Raw genomic sequence first — 14,578 nt, forward strand, 5'->3', positions numbered from 1 at the left:
ACTTACTCCTCGTGCTCCCGATCCGGGGACGCTGCGTCCCCGGCGGCCTCGGCGGCCGTACCCTCGGCTGCCGCGGCCTCGATCCCTGTCTCGATCTCGTCGACCTCGTCAGCTTCCTGACCGGCCTCGGCGTTGCGGGCGATACCCACCACGGCATCCCGCTTGCCCAGGTTGATCAGCTGGACGCCCATGGTGTCACGGCCCGTCTCCCTGACTTCGTTGACGCGCGTACGGATCACACCGCCGCCGAGCGTGATGGCGAGGATCTCATCCGATTCATCCACCACCAGCGCGCCGACGAGCGACCCGCGGTCCTCCACGATCTTGGCGGCCTTGATGCCCAGACCGCCACGGCCCTGGACGCGGTACTCGTCCACCGCGGTCCGCTTGGCGTATCCGCCGTCGGTCGCGGTGAACACGAACGTACCCGGCCGGACAACGCTCATCGAGAGCAGTTCGTCACCCTCGCGGAAGCTCATGCCCTTCACACCGGAGGTGGCGCGGCCCATCGGGCGCAGCGCCTCGTCCGTCGCCGTGAAGCGGATGGACTGCGCCTTCTTGCTGATGAGGAGCAGGTCGTCCTCGGCGGACACCAGCTCGGCGCCGATCAGCTCGTCGTCGCTGCCGTCCTCCGTCTCGCGGAGGTTGATGGCGATGACGCCGCCCGAACGGGGCGAGTCGTAGTCCTTCAGCGCCGTCTTCTTCACCAGGCCGGCCTTCGTGGCCAGGATCAGGTAGGGCGCCGCCTCGTAGTCGCGGATCGCGAGGATCTGGGCGATCTTCTCGTCCGGCTGGAAGGCCAGCAGGTTCGCCACGTGCTGCCCGCGGGCGTCGCGGCCGGCGTCCGGGAGCTCGTACGCCTTGGACCGGTAGACGCGGCCCTTGTTCGTGAAGAACAGCAGCCAGTGGTGCGTGGTGGAGACGAAGAAGTGGTCGACGAGGTCGTCCTGCTTCAGCTTCGTGCCGCGCACGCCCTTGCCGCCGCGCTTCTGCGAGCGGTAGTCCTCGGTCTTGGTGCGCTTGACGTAGCCACCGTGCGTGATGGTGACGACGATGTCCTCTTCGGCGATCAGGTCCTCGATGGACATGTCACCGTCGAACGGCACCAGCTTGGAGCGGCGGTCGTCGCCGTACTTCTCGACGAGCGCGGCCAGCTCCTCGCTGACGATGGAGCGCTGCTTCTCCGGCGAGGCCAGGATCGCGTTGTACTCGTCGATCTTCGCCTGGAGCTCGTCGTGCTCGGCGACGATCTTCTGGCGCTCCAGGGCCGCCAGGCGGCGCAGCTGCATCTCCAGGATGGCGTTGGCCTGGATTTCGTCGATCTCCAGGAGGCCCATCAGGCCCTCGCGCGCGATCTCGACGGTGTTGCTGCGCCGGATGAGGGCGATGACCTCGTCGATGGCGTCCAGCGCCTTGAGCAGGCCGCGCAGGATGTGGGCCCGCTCCTCCGCCTTGCGCAGACGGAAGCGCGTACGGCGGACGATGACCTCGATCTGGTGCTGCACCCAGTGGCGGATGAACGCGTCGATCGACAGGGTGCGCGGCACCCCGTCCACCAGCGCCAGCATGTTCGCGCCGAAGTTCGTCTGCAGGTCGGTGTGCTTGTAGAGGTTGTTCAGCACGACCTTGGCGACGGCGTCGCGCTTGAGCACGATCACCAGGCGCTGGCCGGTCCGGGACGAGGTCTCGTCACGGACGTCGGCGATGCCGCCGATCTTGCCGTCCTTGACCAGGTCGGCAATCTTCTGCGCCAGGTTGTCCGGGTTGGTCTGGTACGGGAGCTCCGTGACCACCAGGCACTGGCGGTTCTGGATCTCCTCGACCTCGACCACCGCGCGCATCGTGATGGAGCCGCGCCCGGTCCGGTACGCCTCCTCGATGCCCTTGCGGCCCACGACGAGCGCGCCGGTCGGGAAGTCCGGGCCCTTGATGCGCTCGATGAGCGCGTCCTGGAGCTCCTCGTGCGTGGCGTCCGGGTGCTCCAGCGCCCACTGGGCGCCGGCCGCGACCTCGCGCAGGTTGTGCGGCGGGATGTTGGTGGCCATACCGACGGCGATGCCGGCGGAACCGTTCACCAGCAGGTTCGGGAACCGTGCCGGCAGGACGGTGGGCTCCTGGTTGCGGCCGTCGTAGTTGTCCTGGAAGTCGACGGTCTCCTCGTCGATGTCCCGGAGCATCTCCATGGCCAGCGGCATCAGCTTGCACTCGGTGTAGCGCATGGCGGCCGCCGGGTCGTTGCCCGGGGAGCCGAAGTTGCCGTTGGAGTCCACCAGCGGCATGCGCATCGACCACGGCTGGGCCAGGCGGACCAGGGCGTCGTAGATCGAGGAGTCACCGTGCGGGTGGTAGGTGCCCATGACGTCGCCGACGACGCGGGCGCACTTGTAGAAGCCCTTCTCGGGCCGGTAGCCGCCGTCGTACATCGCGTACAGCACACGCCGGTGGACGGGCTTGAGGCCGTCCCGTACGTCGGGCAGCGCGCGGGAGACGATGACGGACATCGCGTAGTCGAGGTAGGAGCGCTGCATCTCCGTTTCGAGCCCGACGGGCTCGATGCGCAGCTGCGGCTGCTCCTCCGCGGCGTTCTCTGCGGTGGGGGTGGTTTCGTCGGCCATTGCCGGTCAGAAGTCCTTTCGGGCGGTCAGCGTCGGGCCGACTCAGATGTCGAGGAAGCGGACGTCCTTGGCGTTGCGCTGGATGAAGGAACGCCGCGCTTCGACGTCCTCACCCATCAGCACCGAGAACAGGTCGTCGGCCTGGGCCGCGTCGTCGAGCGTGACCTGGCCGAGCACGCGGTGGTCCACGTCCATGGTGGTGACGCGCAGCTCCTCGGCGTTCATCTCGCCCAGACCCTTGAAGCGCTGGATCGAGTCTTCCTTGATGCGCTTGCCGTTCTGCTTGCCGAGCTCGACCAGGGCGTCGCGCTCGCGGTCCGAGTAGGCGTACTCGAAGTCGTCGCGACCCCACTTGATCTTGTACAGCGGCGGGCGGGACAGGTAGACGTGTCCGGCCTCGACCAGCGGGCGCATGAAGCGGAAGAGGAAGGTCAGCAGCAGGGTGTTGATGTGCTGGCCGTCGACGTCGGCGTCCGCCATCAGGATGATCTTGTGATAGCGGAGCTTCTCGATGTCGAAGTCCTCGTGCACACCGGTGCCGAAGGCGCTGATCAGCGCCTGGACCTCGGTGTTCTGGAGGATCTTGTCGATCCGGGCCTTCTCGACGTTCAGGATCTTGCCGCGGATGGGCAGGATGGCCTGGTACATCGGGTTGCGGCCGGACTTCGCGGAGCCGCCGGCGGAGTCGCCCTCGACGATGAAGATCTCGCACTTGGTCGGGTCGTTCGACTGGCAGTCCGAGAGCTTGCCCGGCAGCGAGGCGCTCTCCAGGAGGCCCTTGCGGCGGGTCAGGTCGCGGGCCTTGCGGGCCGCGACGCGGGCCGTGGCCGCCTGGATCGCCTTGCGGACGATGTCCGCGGCCTCGACCGGGTTGCGGTCGAACCAGTCGCTGAGGTGCTCGTGGACCACCTTCTGCACGAAGGTCTTGGCCTCGGTGTTGCCCAGCTTGGTCTTCGTCTGGCCCTCGAACTGGGGCTCGCCCAGCTTGACCGAGATGATGGCCGTCAGACCCTCACGGATGTCCTCGCCGGCGAGGTTGTCGTCCTTCTCGCGGAGCAGCTTCTTGTCCCGCGCGTAGCGGTTGACCAGGCCGGTCAGCGCCGCGCGGAAGCCCTCCTCGTGGGTGCCGCCCTCGTGCGTGTGGATCGTGTTCGCGAAGGAGTAGACGCCCTCGGTGTACTGCGAGTTCCACTGCATCGCGATCTCGACCGAGAGCATGCGCTCCTTGTCCTCGGCCTCGACGTCGATGACGGTCGGGTGGATCAGCTCGCCCTTGCGCGAGTTGAGGTACTTCACGAAGTCGACGATGCCGCCCTCGTAGTGGTACCGGACCGTGCGCGCCTTGGGCTCCATCGCGTCCGCGTCGGGGTTGTCGGCGTCCGCGGTGGCCTTGGCCGACTCGCGCTCGTCCGTGAGCGAGAGGGTCAGGCCCTTGTTGAGGAAGGCCATCTCCTGGAAGCGCCGCGACAGCGTCTCGAAGGAGTACTCGGTGGTCTCGAAGATGTCGCCGTCGGCCCAGAACGTCACCGACGTGCCGGTCTCGTCGGTCTCCTCGTTCTTGGCCAGCGGGGCCGTGGGCACGCCCAGCTTGTAGTCCTGGGTCCAGCGGTGGCCGTCCGTCTTGACCTCGACCGCGACCTTGGTCGACAGGGCGTTGACGACGGACACACCGACGCCGTGCAGACCGCCGGAGACGGCGTACCCGCCCCCGCCGAACTTGCCGCCCGCGTGCAGGACCGTGAGGACGACCTCGACGGCCGGCTTGCCCTCGGACGGCACGATGCCGACGGGGATGCCCCGGCCGTTGTCGATCACGCGCACCCCGCCGTCGGCGAGGATCGTCACGTCGATGGTGTCCGCGTGCCCGGCCAGCGCCTCGTCGACCGAGTTGTCGACGACCTCGTAGACGAGGTGGTGCAGACCACGCTCACCCGTCGAGCCGATGTACATACCCGGCCGCTTGCGGACCGCGTCCAGGCCCTCCAGGACCTGGATCGCACTGGCGTCGTAATTCTTCTCGTTGGAGTCGCCGGAATCGGCCACGAAGCGCCCTTTCTGGCACAGCGCAGCCCGTACTCCGGACCAGCGTGTGCGCCGGCGGGAGCGGCCGCGTCGATCTGCGTTGTCTGCGTTGTCGGTGTCACCCCGCGAACGGGCGGGATTGTCTCCAGTCTACCGGTACCGCTGACATGAGTGGGGGTTTGCCGGTGCCTGAGTCCGCATGTGCCGCCCTGAACCTCCACTCTCCGACTCCCCATATCCGGGGAGGGGCTCAAAGAGGCTCACGCGGGCATCCAGCGCTTCGGCCTGTCAACCCGTCGCTACGGTGAGGGACACCGCACCGGCCACGGGAACCGCAGCCCTGCCGGACCCCTCCGCCCCCATGGACCACATCCGGCCCCGCCGACGTCCGGGGCGCGCGGGATCCGGGGCCGGAACCCCGGGTCCCGGCACGGCTCACCCCGCGACCGGGACTAGCCCCAGGTGTCCCCCGGGCCCGAGCTGCCGGGCGCCCGCAGGGGCCCGTACCGCTTCGGCCGCCCGCCGGGCCCCTGCACCTTGATCAGCCGGACGGTGCCCTGCCCGAGCTCCGCGTTGAGCCGCGCCACCAGCTGCGGAGCGAGCAGCTTCAGCTGGGCGGCCCAGGCCGAGGAGTCACACCGCACGAGGAGCTCACGGTCCTCGTAGCGTTCCGGTTCACAGTGCGCGGCGATCTCCGGGCCGACGATCTCCGCCCAGCGCTCCATCACCCCGGCCACCGCGATCGGCATCTCCCAGCCGCGTTCGGTGCGCAGCCGGTCCAGCGCCGCCATCAACGGCATCGGGTCCCTGCCGTCGGCCCGCGCGCCCGACCGCAGCCCGGACTGCTGCTGGCGCTTCTTCCCGCCGACCGCGTTGCCGCGGGCCCGGGCCTGCTCGCGGGCGGCGGCCAGGGCCTGGCGGGCCAGGTCGACCCCGGAGGGCTCGGGCGCCTTCCGCTTCTGCTCCTCGCCGTCGTTCACAGCCGGGTCACCTCACCTCCGGACACCGCGAAGCGGGTCCCCGTCAGCACCCCCGGCACGTCGTCGTCCACCGCCGCGGTCACCAGGACCTGCTCGCCCGGAGCCACCAGTTCCGCGAGCCGCTCGCGGCGCCGGGCGTCCAGTTCGGCGAAGACGTCGTCCAGGACCAGCACCGGCTCGTTGCCCTCCGAGCGCAGCAGCTCGTACGAGGCCAGCCGCAGCGCCAGCGCGTACGACCAGGACTCGCCGTGGCTGGCGTACCCCTTCGCGGGGAGCTCGCCGAGGCGCAGCAGCACGTCGTCGCGGTGCGGGCCGACCAGGGTGACCCCGCGTTCGATCTCCTGCTTGCGCACCCCGGCCAGGCCGGCGAGCAGGACCTCGTAGAGCGCCTCGCGGGTGCGGGCCCCGCCGCCGTCGACGTCCTCGCCGGCGGAGGACCTGTAGGAGAGGCCGAGCGGGCCGCCGCCGGGCGCGAGCTGCTCGTACGCCTTGTCGGCCAGCGGCAGCAGGGTGGCGAGCAGGTCCAGCCGGTGGGCGAGCAGCTCGGCGCCCGCGCGGGCGAGGTGCTGGTCCCACACGTCGAGGGTGGACATGTCCATGGACCGGCCGCCGTGCCGGCGGGCCATGGCCGCGGACTTCAGCAGGGTGTTGCGCTGCTTGAGCACCCGCTCGTAGTCGGAGCGGACGGCCGCCATGCGGGGGGAGCGGGCGGTGACGAGCTCGTCCAGGAACCGGCGCCGCTCACCGGGGTCGCCCTTGACCAGGGCGAGGTCCTCGGGGGCGAACAGCACGGTCCGCACGATGCCCAGCACGTCCCGGGGCCTGACCTGCGAGGACCTGTTGATGCGGGCCCGGTTGGCCCGGCCGGGGTTGAGCTCCAGCTCGACCAGCTGCTGGCGTTCCCCCTGGGTCACGGCGGCCCGGATGACGGCCCGGTCGGCGCCCATGCGCACGAGCGGGGCGTCCGAGGAGACCCGGTGGCTGCCGAGGGTGGCCAGGTAGCCGACGGCTTCGACGAGGTTGGTCTTGCCCTGGCCGTTGGGGCCCACGAAAGCCGTGACGCCCGGGGCGAGGGGGACCTCGGCCCGGGCGTACGAGCGGAAGTCGGCCAACGAGAGATGCGAAACGTGCATACGGCGCCGACCTCCCCCGGCTTCCTGCTGCTGTGCTGGTGCTGCTGTGGTGCGGTTACTTCTTCTCGACCGCGTGGCCGCCGAACTGGTTGCGCAGCGCCGCGATCATCTTCATCTGCGGGGAGTCGTCCTGGCGGGACGCGAAGCGGGCGAAGAGGGAGGCGGTGATCGCCGGGAGCGGCACCGCGTTGTCGATCGCCGCCTCGACGGTCCAGCGGCCCTCGCCCGAGTCCTGGGCGAAGCCCCGGAGCTGGTCGAGGTGCTCGTCCTCGTCCAGCGCGTTGACGGCCAGGTCCAGCAGCCAGGAGCGGATGACCGTGCCCTGCTGCCAGGAGCGGAACACCTCGCGGACGTCGGTGACCGAGTCCACCTTCTCCAGGAGCTCCCAGCCCTCGGCGTAGGCCTGCATCATGGCGTACTCGATGCCGTTGTGGACCATCTTCGCGAAGTGGCCGGCGCCGACCTTGCCCGCGTGCACCGAGCCGAAGTCACCCTCGGGCTTGAGGGCGTCGAAGATCGGCTGGACGGCCGCGACGTGCTTCTCGTCGCCGCCGTACATCAGCGCGTAGCCGTTCTCCAGGCCCCAGACGCCGCCGGAGACGCCGCAGTCGACGAAGCCGATGCCCTTGGCCTCCAGCTCCTTGGCGTGCTTCTCGTCGTCCGTCCAGCGGGAGTTGCCGCCGTCCACGACGACGTCGCCGGGGGAGAGCAGCTCCGCCAGCTCGTCCACGGTGGACTGCGTCGCGGCGCCTGCCGGGACCATGACCCACACCACGCGGGGGGCCTGGAGGCTGTCCACAAGCTCCCGCAGGCTGTGGACATCCGCGAGGTCCGGGTTGCGGTCGTATCCGATGACGGTGTGGCCTGCGCGGCGGATGCGCTCGCGCATGTTGCCGCCCATCTTGCCGAGACCGACGAGACCGAGCTCCATCAGGTGGGTTCCTTAAGCGTTGGGGCCGTCTGTATCGGGGCTGCCCGGGGGCCGGGTGGTTTCCGGCCGTTTTCTCCTGGGCGGCCCGCCGGGTCCGAGCCTACGCCGGGCGGTGGCGCGGGGCGCTCCGCACGGCGCGGGCCCGGCCCCGCTGGTGCGGGACCGGGCCCGGCGTCCGCGTACCGGACGGGGGTCAGCCGGAGAGGCGGACCGGCATGATCAGGTACTTGTAGGCCTCGTCCGCCTCGGCGTCGACCGCGGGGCGGCCGCTGAGCAGCGCGGGCTTGGTCGACGTGGTGAAGCTGAGCTGGGCGGCCGGCGAGTCGATCGCGCTGAGGCCGTCGAGCAGGAAGGTCGGGTTGAAGGCGATGGAGATGTCGTCGCCCTCCAGCGTCGCGTCGACGCGCTCCACAGCCTGTGCGTCGTCGCTGGAGCCGGCCTCCAGGATGAGGACGCCCTGCTCGAAGCTGAGGCGGACGGGGGTGTTGCGCTCGGCGACCAGGGCCACGCGCTTGACGGCCTCGACGAACGGGGCGGTCTCGATCACGGCGACCGAGTTGAACTCCGTCGGGAAGAGCGTGCGGTACTTCGGCAGGTCGCCTTCGAGCAGGCGGGTGGTGGTGCGGCGGCCCGCGCCCTCGAAGCCGATGAGGCCCTCGCCCTGGCCGGAGCCGGAGAGCGCCAGGGTGACGGTGTCACCGCTGGTGAGGGACTTGGCGGTGTCGAGGAGGGTCTTGGCGGGCACCAGGGCCACGGCCGAGGCGTCCGGGTTCTCCGGCTTCCACAGGAACTCGCGGACCGCGAAGCGGTAGCGGTCGGTGGAGGCCAGGGTGACGCGGTCGCCCTCGATCTCGATGCGGACACCGGTCAGCACGGGCAGCGTGTCGTCGCGGCCGGCGGCGATGGCCACCTGGGCGGCGGCGGAGGCGAAGACCTCGCCGGGGACGGTGCCGGTGGCGGTGGGCATCTGCGGGAGTGCCGGGTACTCCTCCACAGGCAGGGTGTGGAGGGTAAACCGCGAGGAGCCGCAGACCACGGTCGCCCGTACACCGTCTGTGGAAATCTCCACCGGACGGTTGGGGAGGGCGCGGCAGATGTCGGCGAGGAGCCGGCCGGAGACGAGGACGGTGCCGTCCTCCTCCACGTCCGCCTCGACGGAGACGCGGGCCGAGACCTCGTAGTCGAAGCCGGAGAGGGACAGGGTCCCGTCCTCGGCCTTGAGCAGCAGGCCCGCGAGCACGGGCACCGGCGGCCGGGCCGGGAGGCTGCGTGCAGCCCAGGCCACCGCCTCCGCGAGTACGTCGCGCTCCACCCGGATCTTCACCGGAACCGCCTCCTGCTGTTGCTCGCTCGTCTGCCGGCCTTCGTCGTCGGTCGTCGATGCCTCGACCGATGCCGGTGACCAGTCTGACGTACGGCGCCGACAGTCGTTGCGGCTGGCGGTCAAGTCGGGAGCGAGGCGGCGGGACGGCCGCTCGACGAGTTGTGCACAGGCCCTGCTTGAAAACCGAATCCGCGCTAACTGTCTATGGGGGTAGTAGTAGGGCCTGTGGAAACGGTGGAAAAGCTCGTTCTCGCAGGTCATGCCGGGTTTTTTATCCCCACACCCTGTGGGTGGCACCGGTGGACAACACGGTGTCTCTGTGGAGAAAGGAAAGTTCTGCACAGGCCGTCCCCAGGGGACCCGCACTACTCCACAGGTGTGTCCCCAGCTTTTCCCCAGAAGTCCACAGGCGAAACGTCGACATCCGTGTGACGGCTTTCACTCTTGGAGGTGAGGGGAGGGGGCCGCTTGCCGAACAGTGGACAACGGTGTGGAGAACCGTCGGGAACCTGTGCACAGGATGCGGGAACCTGTGAGTCGGCGGTGGACGGAGGAGTGGATGAGCCTGTGGATGATTTTTCTGTCCACAGCCTGTGGATGACGCTTGCGCACAATTCCACAGCCGTGTGACCTGGGCTGATGGACCCTCAACCGGTGCTCCTGTGGACAGATTGTGGGCGAGGATCGCTGTCCCCATGCTGTGGACGGAAGAAAGTTGGGGAATCTGTGGACAACTGCCGCTCCCGGGGGCGTATTCGAACAGAGCAGGGGCGCGCGAACGACGAAGGGCGCCCCCGGTGGGATCCGGGAGCGCCCTGTGTGGGGTTCGAGAGGCCCCCGACGCGCCGGCCGGGGGCCGCCGTCAGCCGTTCTTGATGCGGTTGGTGAGCTCGGTGACCTGGTTGTAGATGGAGCGCCGCTCCGCCATCAGGGCGCGGATCTTGCGGTCCGCGTGCATGACGGTGGTGTGGTCGCGGCCGCCGAACTGGGCGCCGATCTTCGGCAGGGAGAGGTCCGTGAGCTCGCGGCACAGGTACATGGCGATCTGCCGCGCCGTCACCAGGACCCGGCTGCGCGAGGATCCGCACAGGTCGTCCACGGTCAGGCCGAAGTAGTCCGCGGTGGCCGCCATGATGTCGGCGGCCGTGATCTCGGGCGCGCTGTCCTCGCCGCCGGGGATCAGGTTCTTGAGGACGTCCTCGGTCAGCCCCAGGTCCACCGGCTGCCGGTTGAGGCTCGCGAACGCCGTCACCCGGATCAGCGCCCCCTCCAGCTCGCGGATGTTGCGCGAGATCCGCGAGGCGATGAACTCCAGTACCTCCGGCGGGGCGTTGAGCTGCTCCTGGACGGCCTTCTTGCGCAGGATCGCGATCCGCGTCTCCAGCTCGGGCGGCTGGACGTCGGTGATCAGGCCCCACTCGAAGCGGTTGCGGAGCCGGTCCTCCAAGGTGACGAGCTGCTTGGGCGGCCGGTCGGAGGACAGCACGATCTGCTTGTTGGCGTTGTGGAGCGTGTTGAAGGTGTGGAAGAACTCCTCCTGCGTCGACTCCTTGCTCGCGAGGAACTGGATGTCGTCGACGAGCAGGATGTCCATCTCGCGGTAGCGCTTGCGGAACGCGTCGCCCTTGCCGTCGCGGATGGAGTTGATGAACTCGTTGGTGAACTCCTCCGAGCTCACGTACCGCACCCGGGTGCCGGGGTAGAGGCTCCGCGCGTAGTGCCCGATGGCGTGCAGCAGGTGCGTCTTGCCGAGACCCGACTCCCCGTAGATGAAAAGGGGGTTGTACGCCTTCGCCGGCGCCTCGGCGACGGCCACCGCGGCGGCGTGCGCGAAGCGGTTGGAGGCACCGATGACGAAGGTGTCGAAGAGGTACTTGGGGTTGAGCCGGGCGGTCGGCTCCAGCGGACCCGAGGTGGAGCCGCCGGACGGGGCCGACGGCGGCGGCGCGGGCGTCGGCCGGCCCGGGGCGGGCCGGGCGGCCGGCTGCTCGTACGACGGCTGGTCGTAGGACTGCTGCTCGTACCCCTTCTGCTCGTACTTCTGGGGCTCGTACGTGCCCCCCTCGTACGGCTGCTGCTCGTAGGAGGGCGGCTCGTACTTCTGCTGCTCGTAACCGCCCTGGTCGTAGCCGCCTGCCTCCGGCTGCTGGAGGTAGCCGGGCTGCGGGGAGGCGTAGGGGTCCCGCTCGGGGAAGCGCTGCTGCTGCCAGCCGTAGTCGTCCTGGCCGCCGCGGGGCCAGGCGCCGGGCTCGGGGCGCGGCTGCTGGTACTCCGGGTAGGCGGGGCGGGCCGTGGGCAGCTGCTCCTCGCCGGGGCCGGACCCGGGGCGCTGGCCGCCGTAGGGCTCGTAGGACTCGCGGGAGGAGGGGGCGGGCGCGGCGGGGGGCGCGGGCTCGCCGGCGGAGTCGTCCACGGTGATGGCGATCCGGATCGGGCGGCCGCACTCGCGGCTGAGCGCGTCGCTGATCAGCGGGGCGAGCCGGCCCTCCAGGACCCGCTTGCCCCATTCGTTGGGGACGGCGAGCAGGGCGGTGTCGGCGACGAGGGCCAGCGGCTGGCAGCGCTCCACCCACTGCTTGTCCTTCGGCTCGATCCCCTGCTGACCCTCGCCGAGCAGCTTTTCGAGCACGCGTGGCCACACTGCGGCAAGATCGGCAGGTACGTCAGCCACAGAGCACGCTCTCTCACAGGTCCCTCGTCCCACGAATGTGTGGTTCTTTGGGACGGTCGGGACAAAAAACGGGGATCAGACAACGGTAGTCAGGCCGGTGGGTGCGGTTCAAGTCGTTGTCCACAGCCTGTGCACAGTGTGGGGCAGAGGGCGCTCGGTTTGACCGGATGGCGTAGCCCCGCGTACCGTAGCGAGGTCGAGTTGTCGATGGCTGCTGCCGCCTGCCTACCGATGGGCGAAGATCACTGACCGTGATCATTTAGCGGTGTCCACTCGGGCGAACACGCGAGTTCCTCGTGGGCGCACGGTGACAGCCAGGCGATGTACCGCCACAACGATTCATTTTCTGGAGCCCCCGAGTGAGCAAGCGCACCTTCCAGCCGAACAACCGCCGTCGTGCCAAGACCCACGGCTTCCGCCTGCGTATGCGTACCCGCGCCGGTCGCGCCATCCTGGCGAACCGCCGCAGCAAGGGCCGCGCCGCCCTCTCCGCGTAACAACACGCAGGTCGTGACGTCGTGCTGTCTCCCGAAAATCGGCTGAGGCGGCGCGAGGACTTCGCGAGCGCGGTACGCCGAGGCCGCCGGGCCGGTCGCCCGCTCCTCGTCGTCCACCTACGTACCAGCGGTGCCACGGACCCGCACGAGCCGGGGGAGACTCATCCCTCGCCGCGTGCGGGTTTCGTCGTCAGCAAGGCCGTCGGCGTCGCGGTGATCCGTAACCGGGTCAAGCGTCGTCTGCGTCACCTCGTACGGGAGCGCCTCTCCGTGCTGCCCGCCGGTAGCCTGGTGGTGGTGCGGGCGTTGCCCGGAGCGGGTGAGGCCGGCGTCGACGAATTGGCCCGGGACCTGGACGCCGCTCTGGTGCGGCTCCTCGGAGGCGTGGCTCGATGAAGTACCCGCTGCTCGCTTTGATCAAGCTGTACCAGTGGACGATCAGTCCGCTGCTCGGGCCGGTGTGCCGCTATTACCCCTCGTGCTCGCGCTACGGGTTCACGGCCATCGACCGGCATGGTGCGGTGAAGGGGACGGCCCTGACCGCCTGGCGGATCCTGCGGTGCAACCCGTGGTCCGCGGGTGGTGTGGACCACGTCCCACCCCGTAAACGCCCGCGTTGGCACGAGCAGCTGCGCAGTGCGTTGCGTCGACCTCGCAATGCTCAAGGAGCCTGATTAGTGGACACGATTGCCAGTCTGTTCAGCTTTATCACCACGCCAGTCTCGTGGGTCATCGTCCAGTTCCACAGCCTGTACGGCGCGATCTTCGGGCCGGACAGCGGTTGGGCCTGGGGCCTGTCCATCGTGTCCCTGGTGGTCTTGATCCGCATCTGCCTGATCCCGCTCTTCGTGAAGCAGATCAAGGCGACGCGTGGCATGCAGGCGCTCCAGCCGAAGATGAAGGCGATCCAGGAGCGCTACAAGAACGACAAGCAGCGCCAGTCCGAAGAGATGATGAAGCTGTACAAGGAGACGGGTACCAACCCGCTCTCCTCGTGCCTTCCCATCCTGGCGCAGTCCCCGTTCTTCTTCGCGCTGTACCACGTGCTCTCGGCCATCGCCAACGGCCAGACCATCGGCGTCATCAACCAGTCGCTCCTGGAGAGCGCGCGTCAGGCGCACATCTTCGGCGCCCCGCTGGCCGCGAAGTTCACGGACAGCGCCGAGAAGGCCGCCTCCCTGGGTGCCTCGATCACCGACGTCCGGATCGTGACGGCGGTCATGATCGTCCTGATGTCGCTGTCGCAGTTCTACACGCAGCGCCAGCTGATGCAGAAGAACGTGGACCTCTCGGTCAAGACGCCGTTCATGCAGCAGCAGAAGATGCTCATGTACATCTTCCCGGTGATCTTCGCCGTGATGGGCATCAACTTCCCCGTCGGTGTCCTCGTGTACTGGCTGACCACCAACGTGTGGACCATGGGCCAGCAGATGTACGTGATCAACCAGAACCCGACCCCGGGCAGCAAGGCCCAGGACCAGTACCTGACCCGACTGCTGAAGCACGTCTCCACCCACGGGGACGTCAAGGGCCGGAGCAAGAAGAAGATCGTCGCGGCGATCGTGGCCAAGGGCCCGGACCGCAACGACAACGAGCGCAAGTTCATCACCGCGCTGTCGAAGCAGGGCATGGCCGCGCAGGCCGACGGTTCCGTGGTCAGGAGTTCCGAGGCCACCGCGGACGCGGACGCGGCGAGCGGCGGTGTCGCGACCAAGCGGCAGCAGCCCAAGCGGCAGTCGAAGTCGAAGCGCCAGACGCCCCCCAGCAAGCCCTCCAAGAAGTAGAAGGAGTCCCTCCCGTGACGGAAGGCACCACCACCGCCGCCGCTGAGAGTGGCGACACCCTCACCCGCCTTGAGCAGGAGGGCGAGATCGCGGCCGACTACCTTGAGGGGCTGCTGGACATCGCCGATCTCGACGGCGACATCGACATGGACGTCGAGGCCGACCGCGCCTCGGTGTCGATCGTCAGCGACTCGGCCAGCCGCGACCTGCAGAAGCTCGTGGGTCGCGACGGCGAGGTCCTGGAGGCCCTCCAGGAGCTGACCCGCCTCGCGGTCCACCGGGAGACCGGGGACCGGAGCCGGCTGATGCTGGACATCGCGGGCTTCCGGGCCAGGAAGCGCGCGGAGCTGGCCGCCCTGGGCGCCAAGGCCGCGGCGGACGTGAAGGCCTCGGGCGAGCCGCTGAAGCTGGCTCCGATGACCCCGTTCGAGCGGAAGGTCGTCCACGACGCGGTGGCCGCCGCCGGCCTCAAGAGCGAGTCCGAGGGCGAGGAGCCGCAGCGCTTCGTCGTTGTGCTTCCGGCCTGACCCGGAATGTTGTGAGTCGGCCCCGCCTGTGTCGCAGGCGGGGCCGATGTTTGTAAGCCTGGCAGTCGAGCGACCACGGATGTGGCGCGAGCGG

The 14,578-nt window shown here is 69.2% G+C and carries 12 protein-coding genes; 5 read left to right on the forward strand and 7 right to left on the reverse strand.

Annotation, left to right across the window (positions count from 1 at the left end; genetic code table 11):
- Positions 1–2 precede the first annotated feature (2 nt).
- From gyrA to dnaA, 7 genes are all read right to left on the reverse strand, one after another.
- Complete coding sequence (gene gyrA, locus WDV06_RS01910) at positions 3–2,615, reverse strand: DNA gyrase subunit A (RefSeq protein ID WP_395507810.1); 2,613 nt, start codon at positions 2,613–2,615, stop codon at positions 3–5.
- A gap of 42 nt (positions 2,616–2,657) precedes the next feature.
- Positions 2,658–4,679: a DNA topoisomerase (ATP-hydrolyzing) subunit B gene (gene gyrB / locus WDV06_RS01915; RefSeq protein WP_395507904.1), complete on the reverse strand. Its 2,022-nt coding sequence runs from the start codon at positions 4,677–4,679 to the stop codon at positions 2,658–2,660.
- 410 nt (positions 4,680–5,089) lie between these two features.
- Positions 5,090–5,617, reverse strand: coding sequence for a DciA family protein (locus tag WDV06_RS01920; protein ID WP_395507811.1), 528 nt, complete (start codon positions 5,615–5,617; stop codon positions 5,090–5,092).
- The gene (gene recF, locus WDV06_RS01925; protein WP_395507812.1) at positions 5,614–6,750 is read right to left on the reverse strand and encodes a DNA replication/repair protein RecF; all 1,137 of its coding nucleotides are present in this window, start codon (positions 6,748–6,750) and stop codon (positions 5,614–5,616) included. Before recF ends, WDV06_RS01920 begins: the two co-directional genes overlap by 4 nt.
- 55 nt (positions 6,751–6,805) lie before the next feature.
- Entirely contained in the window at positions 6,806–7,681 is an 876-nt protein-coding gene (gnd, locus tag WDV06_RS01930) for a phosphogluconate dehydrogenase (NAD(+)-dependent, decarboxylating) (RefSeq protein ID WP_395507813.1), read from the reverse strand.
- Positions 7,682–7,874: 193 nt separating this feature from the next.
- Positions 7,875–9,005, reverse strand: a complete 1,131-nt coding sequence (dnaN, locus tag WDV06_RS01935) for a DNA polymerase III subunit beta (protein ID WP_344160297.1) — start codon at positions 9,003–9,005, stop codon at positions 7,875–7,877.
- Between the two features lie 862 nt (positions 9,006–9,867).
- Entirely contained in the window at positions 9,868–11,676 is a 1,809-nt protein-coding gene (gene dnaA, locus WDV06_RS01940) for a chromosomal replication initiator protein DnaA (protein ID WP_395507814.1), read from the reverse strand.
- Positions 11,677–12,035: 359 nt separating this feature from the next.
- On the opposite strand from dnaA, the gene rpmH reads away from it, so the two are divergent.
- From rpmH to WDV06_RS01965, 5 genes are read left to right on the forward strand one after another with little or no spacing between them, the layout of a single operon-like run.
- On the forward strand, positions 12,036–12,173 hold the full coding sequence (gene rpmH / locus WDV06_RS01945; protein WP_018547628.1) for a 50S ribosomal protein L34: 138 nt from the start codon (positions 12,036–12,038) through the stop codon (positions 12,171–12,173).
- Between the two features lie 21 nt (positions 12,174–12,194).
- Positions 12,195–12,569 (forward strand): ribonuclease P protein component, encoded by a 375-nt coding sequence (rnpA, locus tag WDV06_RS01950; protein WP_395507815.1) that lies wholly within the window; start codon positions 12,195–12,197, stop codon positions 12,567–12,569.
- A complete protein-coding gene (gene yidD / locus WDV06_RS01955; RefSeq protein WP_395507816.1) occupies positions 12,566–12,847 on the forward strand; it encodes a membrane protein insertion efficiency factor YidD in 282 nt (93 codons plus the stop codon). Before rnpA ends, yidD begins: the two co-directional genes overlap by 4 nt.
- 3 nt (positions 12,848–12,850) lie before the next feature.
- A complete protein-coding gene (yidC, locus tag WDV06_RS01960) occupies positions 12,851–13,957 on the forward strand; it encodes a membrane protein insertase YidC (protein ID WP_395507817.1) in 1,107 nt (368 codons plus the stop codon).
- A 14-nt stretch (positions 13,958–13,971) separates the two neighbouring features.
- Complete coding sequence (locus WDV06_RS01965) at positions 13,972–14,484, forward strand: Jag family protein (RefSeq protein ID WP_395507818.1); 513 nt, start codon at positions 13,972–13,974, stop codon at positions 14,482–14,484.
- The last annotated feature ends 94 nt before the right edge of the window (positions 14,485–14,578 follow it).

Source organism: Streptomyces racemochromogenes, assembly GCF_044129415.1.
In the GTDB taxonomy this organism is placed as follows: domain Bacteria; phylum Actinomycetota; class Actinomycetes; order Streptomycetales; family Streptomycetaceae; genus Streptomyces; species Streptomyces racemochromogenes_A.

What these genes read in the sequence shown, in the direction of transcription:
- gyrA (WP_395507810.1), bottom strand. Translation starts at nt 2,615, where the DNA reads ATGGCCGACGAAACCACCCCCACCGCAGAGAACGCCGCGGAGGAGCAG.
- recF (WP_395507812.1), bottom strand. Translation starts at nt 6,750, where the DNA reads ATGCACGTTTCGCATCTCTCGTTGGCCGACTTCCGCTCGTACGCCCGG.
- gnd (WP_395507813.1), bottom strand. Translation starts at nt 7,681, where the DNA reads ATGGAGCTCGGTCTCGTCGGTCTCGGCAAGATGGGCGGCAACATGCGC.
- yidD (WP_395507816.1), top strand. Translation starts at nt 12,566, where the DNA reads ATGAAGTACCCGCTGCTCGCTTTGATCAAGCTGTACCAGTGGACGATC.